Origin of the sequence: Streptomyces sp. NPDC102274 (assembly GCF_044766385.1) — a bacterium.
Taxonomy (GTDB): Bacteria; Actinomycetota; Actinomycetes; order Streptomycetales; family Streptomycetaceae; genus Streptomyces.
Genome location: NZ_JBIWLW010000042.1, coordinates 32,277 through 46,373 on the forward strand (window position 1 = coordinate 32,277; position 14,097 = coordinate 46,373).

At 71.4% G+C, this 14,097-nt stretch carries 12 protein-coding genes and 1 pseudogene; 9 read left to right on the forward strand and 4 right to left on the reverse strand.

The window, feature by feature from the left end:
* Positions 1–94 precede the first annotated feature (94 nt).
* The 3 genes from cmk (at position 95) to der (ending at position 3,052) form a co-directional block, all read left to right on the forward strand.
* Positions 95–808: a (d)CMP kinase gene (gene cmk / locus ACIRQP_RS36325; protein WP_403898320.1), complete on the forward strand. Its 714-nt coding sequence runs from the start codon at positions 95–97 to the stop codon at positions 806–808.
* Positions 809–915: 107 nt separating this feature from the next.
* Positions 916–1,518 carry a lysophospholipid acyltransferase family protein gene (locus ACIRQP_RS36330; RefSeq protein WP_403898373.1) on the forward strand — a complete coding sequence of 201 codons (603 nt, stop codon included), beginning with the start codon at positions 916–918 and terminating at the stop codon, positions 1,516–1,518.
* A 73-nt stretch (positions 1,519–1,591) separates the two neighbouring features.
* Positions 1,592–3,052 (forward strand): ribosome biogenesis GTPase Der, encoded by a 1,461-nt coding sequence (der, locus tag ACIRQP_RS36335; RefSeq protein ID WP_382883827.1) that lies wholly within the window; start codon positions 1,592–1,594, stop codon positions 3,050–3,052.
* A 111-nt stretch (positions 3,053–3,163) separates the two neighbouring features.
* Here the strand turns inward: der and ACIRQP_RS36340 are convergent, their stop codons facing one another.
* Both ACIRQP_RS36340 and ACIRQP_RS36345 read right to left on the reverse strand, forming a co-directional pair.
* Positions 3,164–3,622 (reverse strand): hypothetical protein, encoded by a 459-nt coding sequence (locus ACIRQP_RS36340; RefSeq protein WP_403898323.1) that lies wholly within the window; start codon positions 3,620–3,622, stop codon positions 3,164–3,166.
* Positions 3,619–4,413, reverse strand: coding sequence for a hypothetical protein (locus ACIRQP_RS36345; protein ID WP_403898326.1), 795 nt, complete (start codon positions 4,411–4,413; stop codon positions 3,619–3,621). Before ACIRQP_RS36345 ends, ACIRQP_RS36340 begins: the two co-directional genes overlap by 4 nt.
* Before the next feature lie 467 nt (positions 4,414–4,880).
* Here ACIRQP_RS36345 and ACIRQP_RS36350 point away from each other — a divergent pair, with 467 nt between their 5' ends.
* From ACIRQP_RS36350 to ACIRQP_RS36365, 4 genes and pseudogenes are all read left to right on the forward strand, one after another.
* Positions 4,881–6,149 carry a glycosyltransferase family 4 protein gene (locus ACIRQP_RS36350; RefSeq protein WP_403898328.1) on the forward strand — a complete coding sequence of 423 codons (1,269 nt, stop codon included), beginning with the start codon at positions 4,881–4,883 and terminating at the stop codon, positions 6,147–6,149.
* A complete protein-coding gene (locus ACIRQP_RS36355) occupies positions 6,146–7,129 on the forward strand; it encodes a transferase (protein ID WP_403898331.1) in 984 nt (327 codons plus the stop codon). Before ACIRQP_RS36350 ends, ACIRQP_RS36355 begins: the two co-directional genes overlap by 4 nt.
* Before the next feature lie 54 nt (positions 7,130–7,183).
* Positions 7,184–8,137, forward strand: a pseudogene (locus tag ACIRQP_RS36360) (helix-turn-helix transcriptional regulator); the annotation flags it as partial.
* A 349-nt stretch (positions 8,138–8,486) separates the two neighbouring features.
* Positions 8,487–8,702, forward strand: a complete 216-nt coding sequence (locus ACIRQP_RS36365) for an I78 family peptidase inhibitor (RefSeq protein ID WP_403898333.1) — start codon at positions 8,487–8,489, stop codon at positions 8,700–8,702.
* Positions 8,703–8,843: 141 nt separating this feature from the next.
* Here the strand turns inward: ACIRQP_RS36365 and ACIRQP_RS36370 are convergent, their stop codons facing one another.
* Positions 8,844–9,845 carry a phosphatase PAP2 family protein gene (locus ACIRQP_RS36370; protein ID WP_403898336.1) on the reverse strand — a complete coding sequence of 334 codons (1,002 nt, stop codon included), beginning with the start codon at positions 9,843–9,845 and terminating at the stop codon, positions 8,844–8,846.
* 424 nt (positions 9,846–10,269) lie between these two features.
* On the opposite strand from ACIRQP_RS36370, the gene ACIRQP_RS36375 reads away from it, so the two are divergent.
* Together ACIRQP_RS36375 and ACIRQP_RS36380 are read left to right on the forward strand one after the other, a co-directional pair.
* Positions 10,270–12,018: an MFS transporter gene (locus tag ACIRQP_RS36375; protein WP_403898339.1), complete on the forward strand. Its 1,749-nt coding sequence runs from the start codon at positions 10,270–10,272 to the stop codon at positions 12,016–12,018.
* A gap of 192 nt (positions 12,019–12,210) precedes the next feature.
* A complete protein-coding gene (locus tag ACIRQP_RS36380) occupies positions 12,211–13,419 on the forward strand; it encodes an acyl-CoA dehydrogenase family protein (RefSeq protein ID WP_403898376.1) in 1,209 nt (402 codons plus the stop codon).
* Between the two features lie 36 nt (positions 13,420–13,455).
* Here the strand turns inward: ACIRQP_RS36380 and ACIRQP_RS36385 are convergent, their stop codons facing one another.
* Positions 13,456–13,890, reverse strand: a complete 435-nt coding sequence (locus ACIRQP_RS36385; protein ID WP_030354938.1) for a cell division protein SepF — start codon at positions 13,888–13,890, stop codon at positions 13,456–13,458.
* Positions 13,891–14,097 lie beyond the last annotated feature (207 nt).

A 14,097-nucleotide genomic window follows, 5' to 3' on the forward strand; every position in this document is an offset into this window, starting at 1 on the left:
ATTCGGGGTCCTGAGTACTCGGTAACCTTGTGCCGGGGGCGTATGTGCGTCCCCGCACATCCACCCCCTTGAACCAGGAAGGTGTCCGACCCCCGTGGACAACGGAGCAACCCCCGCCCGGACCGCACCGGCCGCTGTGATCGTCGCCATCGACGGGCCCTCCGGCACGGGCAAGTCGAGCACCTCCAAGGCCGTGGCCGCCCAGCTCGGGCTGAGCTACCTGGACACCGGCGCGCAGTACCGCGCGATGACCTGGTGGATGATCACCAATGGTGTCGACGTGTCGGACGCCGCCGCCGTCGCGACCGCCGCGGGCAAGCCCGTACTGGTCTCCGGGACCGACCCGGCCGGCCCCACGATCATCGTGGACGGCGCGGACGCCGCCGGTCCGATCCGTACCCAGGAGGTCACCTCCAAGGTGAGCGCCGTCAGCGCCGTGCCCGAGGTACGGACCGTTGTCACCGGGCTCCAGCGCTCCATCGCCGCGGCGGCCGGGAAGGGGATCGTGGTCGAGGGCCGTGACATCGGTACGACCGTGCTGCCGGACGCCGACGTCAAGATCTTCCTCACCGCTTCCCCGGAGGCGCGTGCGGCCCGGCGCAGCGGTGAGCTGAAGGGCAAGGAGGCGACCGATGTCGCCGCCACCAAGGACGCCCTGGTCAAGCGGGACGCGGCCGACTCCGGCCGTAAGACCTCCCCGCTCGCGAAGGCCGCCGACGCGGTCGAGGTGGACACCACGGATCTCACGCTCCAGCAGGTCATCGAGTGTGTTGTGACCCTGGTCGAGGAGAAGCGGGCCGCGAAGTGAGCAAACCGTCGGCTCTGGCGACCGGAGCCACGTCACCGAAGGGCGCGGCCCCGGCCTCGTCCTCGGAGAAGGGCGCGGCGGTCGGGCGCGGCATCGGCATCGGGTTGATGCACGGCCTGTGGAGGCCGCGGGTGCTGGGCGCGTGGCGGGTTCCGGCGAGCGGTCCCGTCATTCTCGCCGTCAACCACGCGCACAACATCGACGGCCCGATGCTGATGGGCACCGCGCCGCGTCCGGTGCACTTCCTGATCAAGAAGGAAGTGTTCGTCGGCCCGCTCGACCCGCTCCTGCGGGCCATCGGGCAGCTGAAGGTGGACCGTACGGTCGCCGACCGCGCCGCGATCACCGACGCGCTCGGGGTGCTCAGGGACGGCGGCGTACTGGGGATATTCCCCGAGGGCACCCGGGGCGAGGGAGACTTCGCCTCGCTGCGCGCCGGGCTGGCGTACTTCGCCGTACGGTCCGGGGCGCCGATCGTGCCGGTGGCGGTCCTGGGCAGTACGGAGCGCCGGGGCCGGCTGATACCGGCGCTGCCCCCGTTGCGCAGCCGTGTGGACGTCGTCTTCGGCGACGCCTTCGAGGTGCGAGAAGGAGCGCGGAGCTCCACGGGCGGGCGGCGCACCCGTAAGGCGATGGACGACGCCACCGCGCGGATCCAGAAGCGGCTGACCGTCCACCTGGAAAACGCCAGGCGCCTGACCGGGCGCTAGCGAACACTTGAGTACTTGAGTAGTGCGCCGCGTGCCGCGGCGCACCGATCACGATGAACGAGGTACGGACTTCATGAACGACCAGATCGACTCCGCCGACGAGCACGGAGAGCTCGGCGATGCCGAGTACGCGGACTTCATGGAGCTTGCCGCTCAGGAGGGCTTCGAGGCCGAGGAGGTGGAGGGCGCGATCGGTGAGGCCGGTCACGGACCGCTGCCCGTCCTCGCCGTCGTCGGCCGCCCCAATGTCGGCAAATCCACTCTCGTGAACCGGATCATCGGCCGCCGCGAGGCGGTCGTCGAGGACAAGCCCGGCGTCACCCGTGACCGGGTCACCTACGAGGCCGAGTGGGCGGGCCGCCGCTTCAAGATCGTCGACACCGGCGGCTGGGAGCAGGACGTCCTCGGTATCGACGCCTCCGTCGCCGCCCAGGCCGAGTACGCGATCGAGGCCGCCGACGCGGTCGTCTTCGTCGTGGACTCCACGGTCGGCGCGACCGACACCGACACCGCCGTGGTCCGGCTGCTGCGCAAGGCGGGCAAGCCCGTCGTGCTCTGCGCCAACAAGGTCGACGGACCGAGCGGCGAGGCCGACGCCACGGCGCTCTGGTCGCTCGGACTCGGCGAGCCCCACCCGGTCTCCTCGCTGCACGGCAGGGGCACCGGCGACATGCTCGACGCGGTGCTCGAAGCGCTGCCCGAGGCCCCGGCGCAGACGTTCGGCACCGCCCTCGGCGGCCCCCGCCGTATCGCGCTCATCGGCCGCCCGAATGTCGGCAAGTCGTCCCTGCTGAACAAGGTCGCGGGCCAGGACCGCGTCGTCGTCAACGAGATCGCGGGCACCACCCGTGACCCGGTCGACGAGCTGATCGAGCTGGGCGGCGTCGTCTGGAAGTTCATCGACACCGCCGGCATCCGCCGCCGGGTCCATCTTCAGGAGGGCGCGGACTACTACGCGTCGCTGCGTACCGCCGCCGCCGTCGAGAAGGCCGAGGTGGCGGTCGTACTGATCGACACCAGCGAGTCCATCAGCGTCCAGGACCAGCGGATCATCACGATGGCCGTCGAGGCGGGCCGCGCCCTGGTCATCGCGTACAACAAGTGGGACACCCTCGACGAGGAGCGCCGCTACTACCTGGAGCGGGAGATCGAGACGGAGCTGGCACAGGTCGCCTGGGCCCCCCGGGTGAATGTCTCGGCGCGCACCGGCCGTCATATGGAGAAGCTGGTCCCGGCGATCGAGACGGCCCTCGCGGGCTGGGAGACCCGGGTCCCGACCGGCAGGCTCAACGCGTTCCTCGGTGAGCTGGTCGCCGCGCATCCGCACCCGGTCCGGGGCGGCAAGCAGCCCCGCATCCTGTTCGGTACGCAGGCGGGCACGAAGCCGCCGCGCTTCGTGCTCTTCGCCTCGGGCTTCATCGAGGCCGGCTACCGGCGGTTCGTGGAGCGTCGACTGCGCGAGGAGTTCGGCTTCGAGGGCACCCCGATCCATATCTCTGTTCGAGTACGCGAGAAGCGCGGCCGCAAGAAGTAGGTCAGGAAGCCCGGGGGCGCGGAAGCCCGGAAGCCCGGAAATACGACACGCCGAAAGCGGTGGGGCCCGGCACGGAATCGTCCGTGCCGGGCCCCACCGTTTTCGGCGCGGTCATCTGCCCCGGCGGGGGCCCGGAGGAAGGGCCGGGGGAAGTGCCGCCTGAGCCGGCCGCCCCGAGTGCTGCCGGGAATCACGCTGCCAGAACCCGGGGTACGGCGTATGTCCGAGCCCGGAGTGGGCGCCGTACCCGCCACGCGCGGCGTGCAGCCCGGTGCCGAATGCCGTGAAGCCGAGATTCTCCTCATTGCTGCGGTCACCGGGCAGCGCCCTGAAGGACCGGCGGAATTCGGAGTACAGCGCGTCGTAGATCGGGGTCGTGGAGAACCCGTCCGCGACATCCTGCGCGGGGCGCATGGAAGGGATGTGGCTCTGGTACTGCTGGCGGGTGGGGTCGTATGAGTGCACGTACGTGCCAACGACCTCGTCGCCCGTCGGATGCGGGCTGTCCTGGGAATTCGCGGTCGCCGGGATGCGGAGCGGCGGACGGATGGGGCGCGTGGCCTCGGTCACGTGCCGGCCAGCGGCATCGCCGCGGCGACCAGCTTGCCGTTGGCCGCGGCCTTCTCCAGGGCGTCGCGCAGCAGGTCCTCGCGGGGCTGCTGGCCGATGGAGCCGACCGGCGCGGCGAAGACCAGTACGGTGTGCGACTTGTTGGCGGCGGTCCGCCAGCCCTCGGTGACCTGGAGCGGCTGATGGGCCTGCCACCACGCGGTCGGGGTGCCGCCGCCGGTGCCGGGCTGGAGCACGGCGTGCAGCTGCCCCATCGCGAGCAGTACCGACCAGCCGGGCAGCGGGGCGGGCACCTGGTTCAGATCGCCGAGCGGCTGGAAGCCCTGCTCGACGAGGAGCGGCAGGAACTCGTCGGTGGTGGAGTCCGAGCCGGGCCGGACGATCGGGGCGGTCGGCTCGACGACCAGCGCGGGGTGCAGATCGCCCTCGATCAGCACCAGACCGCTGGTGACCCCGAGTACGGCCTGGTTGGAGCTCGCGGCGGGGACTCCCCGCGCTCCCTCCGACCGGGGCTCGCCGCCGGTGATCGACCGGACCGCACCCTGGAGCTGGTCCTCGGCGACCTGGACGACCTGGGAGGGAATGCAGGTGGCGTGGGCGAAGGCGAGAACGGCCGTCTCCTCACCGACGAACAGCACGGTGCTGGTCCGCTCCTGTTCGGAGTCGCCGGGGGTCCGGCAGGACGTGCAGTCGTAGCTGCCCGGGGAGCTCTCGCCGGAGAGCAGCCGGTCGGCTTCTTCGTCGCCGATCTCGGCGCGTACGTCCTCGCTGACATCGAGCATGCGCGGCACGGGTGGCTCCTCGAACTCGGTGCGTGGGCCGGGCTGTTCCCGGCTCGTACAGAAGACAACGGGCGAGCCGTCGCCCGGGTCACGCGCGAAGGGGTACGGAATCGAACCATCCCGGACAGGTCGCGAGCCATCGGCCGGAACGGGCCGGTGCGGCCCAACATCTGGCGGGCGAAGGGAAGTTGATTCCGTACGCCGAAGTGCGGATCCGCGCGTGGACAGATGGACAGGTCGACAAATCGGGAAATCAGCGAACCAATGGGGTGGCCGAAACTCATTGCTCCCTTCGGTGGCTCCGGCGCGGCCCGTGTGGCGTCCGAGGGGTGTCCGTGTGGTTCGCCGGTGCGGTATCGGCGCGTGAACGTATGGATCTGCTCCGAGTCGGCACCATGTGGGTCATTTCCGCATCTACCCAGTCAGCCCCAACAGGGACCGGCGGAAACCGGAAGGACCAGGGAGACCGGCACGGCATGCACCTCTCTTTTCTGCTCCACAACGCGTACGGCATCGGCGGGACCATCCGGGGCACGTTCAATCTGGCCGGAGCGCTCGCGGTCCACCACGATGTCGAGATCGTGTCGGTCTTCCGCCACCGCGAGGAGCCGGTCCTCGGAGCCCCGGCGGGGGTCGGGCTGAGTCACCTTGTCGACCTGCGGCGCGACAGCCCCGACTACGACGGTGACCATCCCGAGCACCAGCGGCCCGCCCGCGTCTTCTCCCGCGGCGACAGCCGCTACCGGCAGTACAGCCGGCTCACCGACGCCAGGATCGGCGACCGTCTGGCCGCCCTGGAGGCCGATGTCGTCATCGGCACCCGCCCCGGCCTCAACGTCCATCTCGTCCGGCAGGGCAGGCACGGCCAGATCCGGGTGGGGCAGGAACATCTGGCCCTCGACAACCACGGCCGCCGGCTGCGCCGCGAGATCGGCCACCACTACCGGCTGCTGCACGCGGTCACCACGGTCACCGAGGCCGACGCCCGCGCCTACCGCGCCCGGCTCCGGCTGCCCGGCGTACGGATCGTCGCCGTGCCGAACGGCGTGCCCGCGCCCGCCGTCGCCCCGGCCGACTCGACGGGCAAGTGGGTCGTCGCGGCCGGCCGGCTGACCCCGGTCAAGCGGTACGACCTGCTGGTGCGGGCGTTCGCCCAGGTAGTGGCCGTACGCCCGGACTGGCGGCTGCGGATCCACGGCGGCGGCGGCGAGAAGGCGGCGCTGCGCCGGCTCATCGAGGAGAGCGGTCTGTACAACCATGTCTTCCTGATGGGCCCCACCGACCCGCTGGAGGCGGAGTGGGTGAAGGGATCGCTCGCCGCCGTCACCTCCCGCCACGAAGCCTTCGGCATGACCATCGTCGAGGCCATGCGCTGCGGGGTCCCCGTCGTCGCCACCGACTGTCCGCACGGTCCCGGCGAGATCATCGAGGACGGGGTCGACGGGCGGCTGGTGCCGACGGGCGACGTGGACGCGATCGCGGGAGCGCTGCTCGGGCTGATCCAGGACGACGGACTGCGCCGGCGCATGGGAGAGGCGGCGCGCGTGGCCTCGGCCCGCTTCGACCCGGCGCGGATCGCCGAGCGCCACGCCACGCTCTACGCCGAGCTGGCCCGGTCCCGGGGGTCGTCCGGGGGCGCGAAGCCGCGCGAGGCGCTGTACCGCGGTGGCAGCGCCTTACTCGGCGGCGCGTTCACCGTCAGGGACAAGGCCGCAGATGTGATCCGAAAGGGCAGAACCGTATGACCAGACCCATCGGGCGGCGGGCGTCGCCCGCCGTGTGCACCGCCGACTGCACCGCCGACTGCACCGCCGACTGCACCGCCGACTCGGCGGGGGGAATCACCTTCGACATCACGGGCGCGGCCCGCCCCGACGCGACGCTGGTGCTGCGTCGCCGCGCGGGGCGCGGGGACGTCACGCACGGCGCCGGGGCGGACGGCGCCGGGGCGGACGGCGCCGGGGCGGACGGCGCCGGTGACGACGAGGTACGGCTGCCGCTGACCGGTCCCGCCGCCACCGTCACCGGAGCCGGGCGGGCGCGGCTGCGCGCCGTACTGCCCAGCACCGTCGAACTGGTCGAAGGGCACTGGGACATCTTCACGGGCCCTTCGGGCGACCAGCCCGTGCGGCCCGGGATCAGGGACGTACGGGCGCTGATCGACCGCGTGCCGGGGGCGGGCCCGGTCGCCGCCCGCGTCCCGTACCCCACCGCGGACGGCCGGCTGGCCCTCAGGACCTGGCTCCGCGCACCGCACGCCGAGGCCGGGACGGTCCGCTGTGAGCCTGCCGGGGTGTCCGTCGAGGGCGTGCTGTATGGCGCCGAGCTGGGGGAGCACGCGCGGGCCGAGGCCCGGCTGCGCGGCGGCGAGCGTACCCACCGGGTGGCCGTGACCGGCCGGGGCGGGGTGTTCGCCTTCACCCTGCCGTACGGACCGCTGGCCGAAGGGCCGGTCGGGGCGGGCGTGCCGGGCGAGAAGCGCAGGCAGTGGGATGTGTGGCTGCTGCCCGCGCCGGACGCCCCCGGTATACGGATCTCCCGCATCCTCGACGACATCTGGGACAAGCGGGAGATCCATGTCTATCCGGCACATGGCGTCCGTCCGGCACCCGGCGTCTCCCCGTCGCACGGCACGGACGGCTGGCTGGCCGCCCCCGGCTACACCCATGACAACGATCTCTGTGTACGGCTGGACCCCGCGCCCGTGCCGACGTCGACGGGCTGACCGGAGCGGGGCTCGCGGACAGAAGCTGTCCGCGAGTGCTGTCACACTCGGCCCATGTTGGAGACCTCGGCACGACTGCTGCGCCTGCTCTCACTGCTCCAGGCCCACCGCGAGTGGTCCGGCGCCGATCTCGCGGACCGGCTCGGCGTCACCCCGCGCACCGTACGGCGCGATGTCGACCGGCTGCGCGAACTCGGCTATCCGGTCAACGCCAGCCCCGGCACGGGCGGCGGCTACCAGCTCGGCGCGGGGGCCGAGCTGCCGCCGCTGCTGCTGGACGACGAGGAGGCCGTCGCGGTCGCCGTCGGCCTGCGCACCGCCGCCGGCAACGGCGTCGAGGGCATGGGCGAGACCTCCGTACGCGCCCTGGCGAAGCTGGAGCAGGTGCTCCCGAACCGGCTGCGTCGCCGGGTCAGCGCCCTGAACTCCTTCACTGTGCCGATGCTGCGCGGGCCGCGGGGGTCCATGGTCGATCCCGGCGTCCTCACGGAGCTGGCCAACGCCTGCCGGGACAGCGAGCGGCTGCGCTTCGCCTACCGCGACCACGAGGACTCCGTCACCCGCCGCACCGTCGAGCCGCACCGTCTGGTGTGCACCGAACGCCGCTGGTATCTGGTCGCCTGGGACCTGGACCGCGCCGACTGGCGTACGTTCCGGGTGGACCGGATCACTCCCACGCCGCCGCACGGACCGCGCTTCTCCCCGCGTACCCCGCCCGCCGAGGACCTCGCCGCGTATGTCTCGCGGGGCATCTCCACCCGGGCCTACGCCACGACGGCCGTGATCCGGCTGCACGCGTCCGCCGAGGAGGCGGCCGAGGACGTGTCACCGTCCACGGGCGTCCTGGAAGCGGTCGATGAGCACAGCTGTCTGCTGCGGACCGGGGCGGGCAGCCTGGATGTGATGGTCATCCATCTGGTGCTGCTCGGCTTCGACTTCGAGGTGGTAGAGCCACCGGAGCTGACCGAGCGCATCAGGGTCGTACGGGACCGGCTGTCCCGCGCCCTCGGCTGACAGGGCCACGCCGACGGGAAGGTACTGGTATGGGCACGTGTCGGCGGACGGCGGATTGTGCGGGGGACTCGTGAATTCCTCGACGGTCCCTCAATTGATTTCCGTGGTCGACCGGAAAACGGCTGTCGCGGGCGGTGGAATTCAGGGTGGGCTATTTATGTGATCTTCGCGGTTGTGGAATTTCTAAGAAGTCGGATGTGAAGGGGCCGTAAGAGTGACGCCGTTCCCATCCGGGGCGCGTCGGAACCTGTGACACAAGTGTGACCGCGGAGGGACGGGAAGCATACGGACGAGGTATCCGTTCACCTTCCTTCGGCTGTCCCCGGCGCCTACGGTGAGTGGTATGGGACCGATACCGACTCCACACCGACAGCCCGAAGACGCCCCCGAGTCCTATGTCGGACTCGACTCCGAGAGCGCCGGACGGCGCGCCCGCGAGCGCGGCTGGACCACCGTCAGAGCGCTGCCCCCGGGCTCGATCATCACCATGGAGTTCGTCGTGGGCCGGCTCAACTTCGAGGTCGAGGAGGGCCGGGTCATCCGCTGCTGGCTCGGCTGACCGGCGGGCCCCCGCCCCCGGCCTCCTGCCGGGCTCCCGACGGGCCCCTGACACGCGTGTAGGCCCCGGCCGGAGCCCGGGGCCTACACGCGTGCGCGGGGTGGGGCTGTGCCGTACCGCCCCCGCGGTCCCTGGGGGCGGTCAGCCGCCCGGCATGGGCCGCGAGTGCGGCGGGCGACGACTCCCGGCCGGGGTGACCGGCGTACGTTCCGAGCGCACCGCGTGCGGCCTCGGCTGGGTGAGCTGACCCGTACCCGCGACGGTGCCGGTATTGCGGCCGACGCCGGCGTGGCCGCTGTGACCTGCCCCGATGGGCTCGCACGGCGCCTCCTCGCCCAGCGCCGACGCCTCCTGCGGTACGGGCGCGGGCCGCGGGCCTCCGGAGGCGACCGGGGTCGACGGGGTGGTCCTGCGGCCCGCGCGCCACCGTTCGCGAACCGCGAAGACCGCCAGCTCGGCCCGGCCGATCAGCGGCTCGAAGAAGGGTAGCCCCAGCAGGATCAGCAGCCCGGCGGCCCAGCCGAGCAGCACATCGCTCAGCCAGTGCGTACCGAGGTAGACGGTCGTCGCGCCGACCCCGAGGGCGACCACGGCCGACATGACCGACAGATAGCGCCTGGCCCGGGGCGTGGTGGCCAGATAGGCCAGGATTCCCCAGGTCACCACGGCGTTGGCGGTGTGTCCCGAAGGAAATATATCGCCGCCCGCGAAGAGCTCGGTCGAGCCGATCTGCGTCGCGTAGTGGGGGCCGAGGCGGCCCAGGCCGAGCTTGACCGCCCCGACGGTCACGTTGAGCAGCAGCAGCGCCGTGCCGAGGGTCAGCAACGGCCGCAGCGTGTGCTGCCGCCAGGAGCGCCAGCCCAGCCAGGCCGCGATCACCACGGCCGTGGGGCCGCGCTGTCCCAGCACGACGAAGTAGTCGAGAAAGGGATGCAGTTCCGGCCATTGCTGATAGGGCCGGAAGAGCATGACCTTCCAGTCGAGGATCACCAGCGAGGACGAGACGAGCACGGCAACGACGATGGCGAGATAGAACGCCAACGTCCCGCCGAAGAGAGCCTTGCGGGTGCGGCTCATCCGCGGGATCTCTATCTTCGGCGGTTCCGGCTCCCGGTCCAGACGGGCAAAGATGTCGGTACGCACCCAATCGACGTTACAGCGAGTGAGCGAGTGAACCGGTCGATCCGGTCTCTTTGTGATGACGATGTGATGTGGAGTGCGTCTCGGAACGTGGTTTATCAGGGGCCGTTCCGGAAATCGAAGGGACCTTCGGCCCTATTAATCGACACGCCGTTCCCGGAACTGTCTTTGCGTGGAACAGAATTTGTTCACCGTGGCGTCGCGCGGAATTTCCCTCCTGCTCGTGCGCGCTCGAAGCGCCGGTCCTGGCGCGCGGGAGTGGCGTACGCCACACTCGTTGGCCGGAACGGTGAGAGATGCGCCACGCGTCGCGCGGGTTCACTCGCGTACGCTGACGGCTCACTCGCCCGTCGATGCCGGGCCGCTTCGAGGGACCTGTGTCCCCGTTGGCCCGCCGAGCGCGAGGGACGCATTGGGAGGTACTCAGATGTCCGGGAGCACCACGGTCGGCGCACGGCTGCGCGCGGCCGGGGTCCGCGGCGGTGCCAACCGCTGGGTCGTCCTGGTCGTCCTCTGCGTGAGCCTGCTGCTGGTCGCGCTCGACGCGACCGTGCTGCATGTCGCCGTCCCGGCCGTCACCGCGGACCTCAGGCCCAGCGGCGTCGAGCTGCTCTGGATCGTGGACACGTATCCGCTGGTCTGCGCCGCGCTGCTGATCCTCTTCGGCACACTGGGCGACCGCATCGGAAGACGCCGGGTCCTGCTCACCGGATACGCGCTCTTCGGGGTGGCCTCGGCCGTCGCGGCCCTCGCCGATACACCGCTGGTGCTGATCGGGGCGCGCGCCCTGCTCGGTGTCGGCGGCGCGATGATCATGCCCGCGACGCTCTCCATCCTCCGCGACGTCTTTCCCGACCGGCGTGAGCGCGCCATGGCCATCGGTGTCTGGACGGCGGTCGCCGCGATCGGCGCCGCCCTCGGCCCGGTGCTCGGAGGCTTCCTCGTCGAGCACTTCTGGTGGGGCTCGGTCTTCCTGATCAATATCCCGCTGCTCGCCCTCCTGCTGCCGCTCGGCCGGCTGGTGCTGCCCGAGTCGAAGGGCTGCGGCGACGGGCCCTGGGACGTGCTCGGCGCGCTGATGGCCGCGGTCGGGATGCTCGGGGTGGTCTTCGGGGTGAAGCGGCTCGGCGCCGGGGAAGGGCCGCTCGGCCCGGAGACCCTCGGCCCGCTCTGCGTCGGCGTGGCCCTCCTCGTTCTCTTCGTCCGCAGACAGCGGCGCAGGGCGCATCCGCTGATCGACATGCGGATGTTCGCCAGGCCCACGTTCTCCACCTCCGTCGGCTGCATCGTCCTCGCCATGCTGGCCCTGGTCGGCCTGGAGCTGATCGCCGTCCAGTACCTCCAGCTGGTGCTGGGACTCAGTCCGCTGGAGACGGGACTGCGGCTGCTGCCGCTCACCTTCGCCGCCATGGCCGCGGGCGTCACCGGCTCCGCCACGCTGCGCCGGGTGGGGCCGCGCCGGATGGTGGCCGGGGGCTTCGTACTGACCGCGGGCGCCGTGCTGCTGCTGGTGCTGATGGGCCAGCACGACCGGCCGGGGCTGCTGACCGCGGGGTTCGTACTGCTCGGTTTCGGGCTCCAGACCACACTCTTCGGCGCGTACGAATCGATGCTCAGCGAGGCTCCGGCGGACCAGGCGGGCGGGGCCGCGGCCATCGGCGAGACCTCGTACCAGCTGGGTGCGGGCATGGGGATCGCCCTGCTCGGCAGTGTGATGAACGCGGTGTACGCGCCCGCGCTGGCGTCGGTGAAGGGCGTGCCCGCGTCGGCGGGGTCGGCGGCGTCCGACTCGCTCGGTGAGGCCTATCAGGTGGCCGCCCGGCTCGGCGGACCGGTGGGGGAGAGCCTGCGTACCGCCGCGCGCCATTCGTTCGTCCACGGTCTGCATGTCACGCTGCTCGTCAGCGCGGGGCTGCTGCTGCTCGGCGCGCTGGCCGCGCTGCGGCTGCCGAAGGTCATGGAGTGTCCGCCGCGCGCCGCCGAGGAGCCGGTCGGCGCGGAGCGGCCGTCCGCGCGGGCACACGCGGCGCATGAGGCGCGCGAAGAGGCGCCGGAGTCCCGGGAGGCGCGGCCGCCCCGCCCGCGGGAGCAGCGGCCGCCCCAGCCGCGCAGAGCGCCGACGGCGGCACGCGAATCCCCGGAGGCGGCGGTCCCGGCGGGCCGCGGCTCTCGTTAGGCGCACCGGTCCGTGGGAGGGCCGACGCGGACGGGGTGTGTCTGGACGCGCGGCACACTGAGTCGTACGGTCGTTTCCGAGCCGTAACTAGCACTGCTAGTTACGGCTCGGTGGAGTCTCAGAGCCGTCAGAGCCGTGCGAGCCGCCGGAGGCCGTCCCATGTCCGCACCGTCCGCACAGTCCGCGCCGTCGATGGCGTCGGTCGCCAAGCCCCCGCCCTTCGACCCCGGCGACCCCCTCGGTCTCGACGACCTGCTCGAACCGGAGGACCTGGCGATCCGGGACACCGTACGGAGCTGGGCCGCCGACCGGGTCCTGCCGCATATCGCCGAGTGGTACGAGCGCGGCGAACTGCCCGTCATCCGTGAACTGGCCCGCGAACTCGGCGGACTCGGCGCGCTCGGGATGTCCCTGACCGGGTACGGCTGCGCGGGCGCCACCGCCGTCCAGTACGGGCTCGCCTGTCTGGAACTGGAGGCCGCAGATTCCGGGATCCGCTCCCTCGTCTCCGTACAGGGCTCGCTCGCCATGTACGCGATCCACCGCTTCGGCTCCGAGGAGCAGAAACGGCGCTGGCTGCCCGGCATGGCCGCCGGCGAGATCATCGGCTGCTTCGGACTCACCGAGCCCGACCACGGGTCCGACCCGGCTGGGATGCGTACCCACGCCAAGCGGGACGGCACCGACTGGGTGCTCAACGGCCGCAAGATGTGGATCACCAACGGCTCGGTGGCGGGGGTCGCGGTCGTCTGGGCGCGGACCGACGAGTCCAGCGCCTCCAGCCCCCCCATTCGTGGGTTTCTGGTCCCTGCGGGCACCCCCGGTTTCTCGGCCCCGGAGATCACCCACAAGTGGTCACTGCGTGCCTCGGTCACCAGCGAACTGGTCCTCGACGACGTACGGCTGCCCGCCGACGCCGTCCTCCCGGAGGCCACCGGACTGCGCGGCCCGCTCAGCTGTCTGAGCCACGCGCGGTACGGAATCGTCTGGGGCTCGATGGGCGCGGCGCGCACCAGTTTCGAGGCGGCGCTTCAGTACGCCAGGACCCGGGAGCAGTTCGGCCGGCCGATCGGCGGCTTCCAGCTCACCCAGGCCAAGCTGGCCGACATGGCACTCGAACTGCACAAGGGCATCCTGCTCGCCCACCATCTGGGGCGGCGCATGGACGCGGGCCGGCTCCGCGCCGAGCAGATCAGCTTCGGCAAGCTCAACAACGTGCGGGAGGCGATCGAGATCTGCCGCACCTCACGGACCGTCCTCGGCGCCAACGGGATCTCGCTGGAGTACCCCGTGATGCGCCATGCGACGAACCTGGAGTCGGTGCTCACCTACGAGGGCACCGTCGAGATGCATCAGCTCGTCCTGGGCAAGGCGCTCACCGGCCTCGACGCCTTCCGGTGACCCCGTTGGGACCGGGCGAACCGGTGAGCACCCTGCTCAGCTCTGGTTGAAGAATCCGTCCTTGCCGCGGCCCGCGGCCTCGCCGGTGACGATCTCGGTGTCGGCGGGGCTCAGCAGGAAGACCCGGGTGGCCACGCGGTCGATCGAGCCGCGCAGCCCGAAGATCAGCCCGGCGGCGAAGTCCACCACACGCTTGGCGTCGGCGGGCTCCATGGCCGTGAGGTTCATGATGACCGGGGTGCCGGCCCGGAAGAGCTCGCCGATGGTCCGGGCGTCCCGGAAGCTGTCCGGGGAGACGGTGGCGATTCTGCGGTCCTGCTCCGGGGCGGCCTCGGCGACGACCCGTACGCGCGGGTCGGTCCGCCAGTTGTCGCCGTTCTCCGCACCCTCGGCGTACTCGTCGTCGTAGTAACGCTCGTCGTTGTCCTCGACGAGGCCCAGCCAGGCACTCGCCTTGCGCACCGATCCCATGGACGCCTCCTTTCACCGCGGTCACATGACGTTCCCTATCCCTATGGTCGACCATCATGCGGATCGCGCGCCAAGGGGATAGTCGGCGCGCAGATGATTCGTGACGGTACTGGTGCAGAAGATGTGGCGGTTCGTCAAGGTTGTTCCAGCGTACAGGGCCTGAGTCGGTACAAAATATTACGTTCCGGCCAGATGGGTGATGCCGGG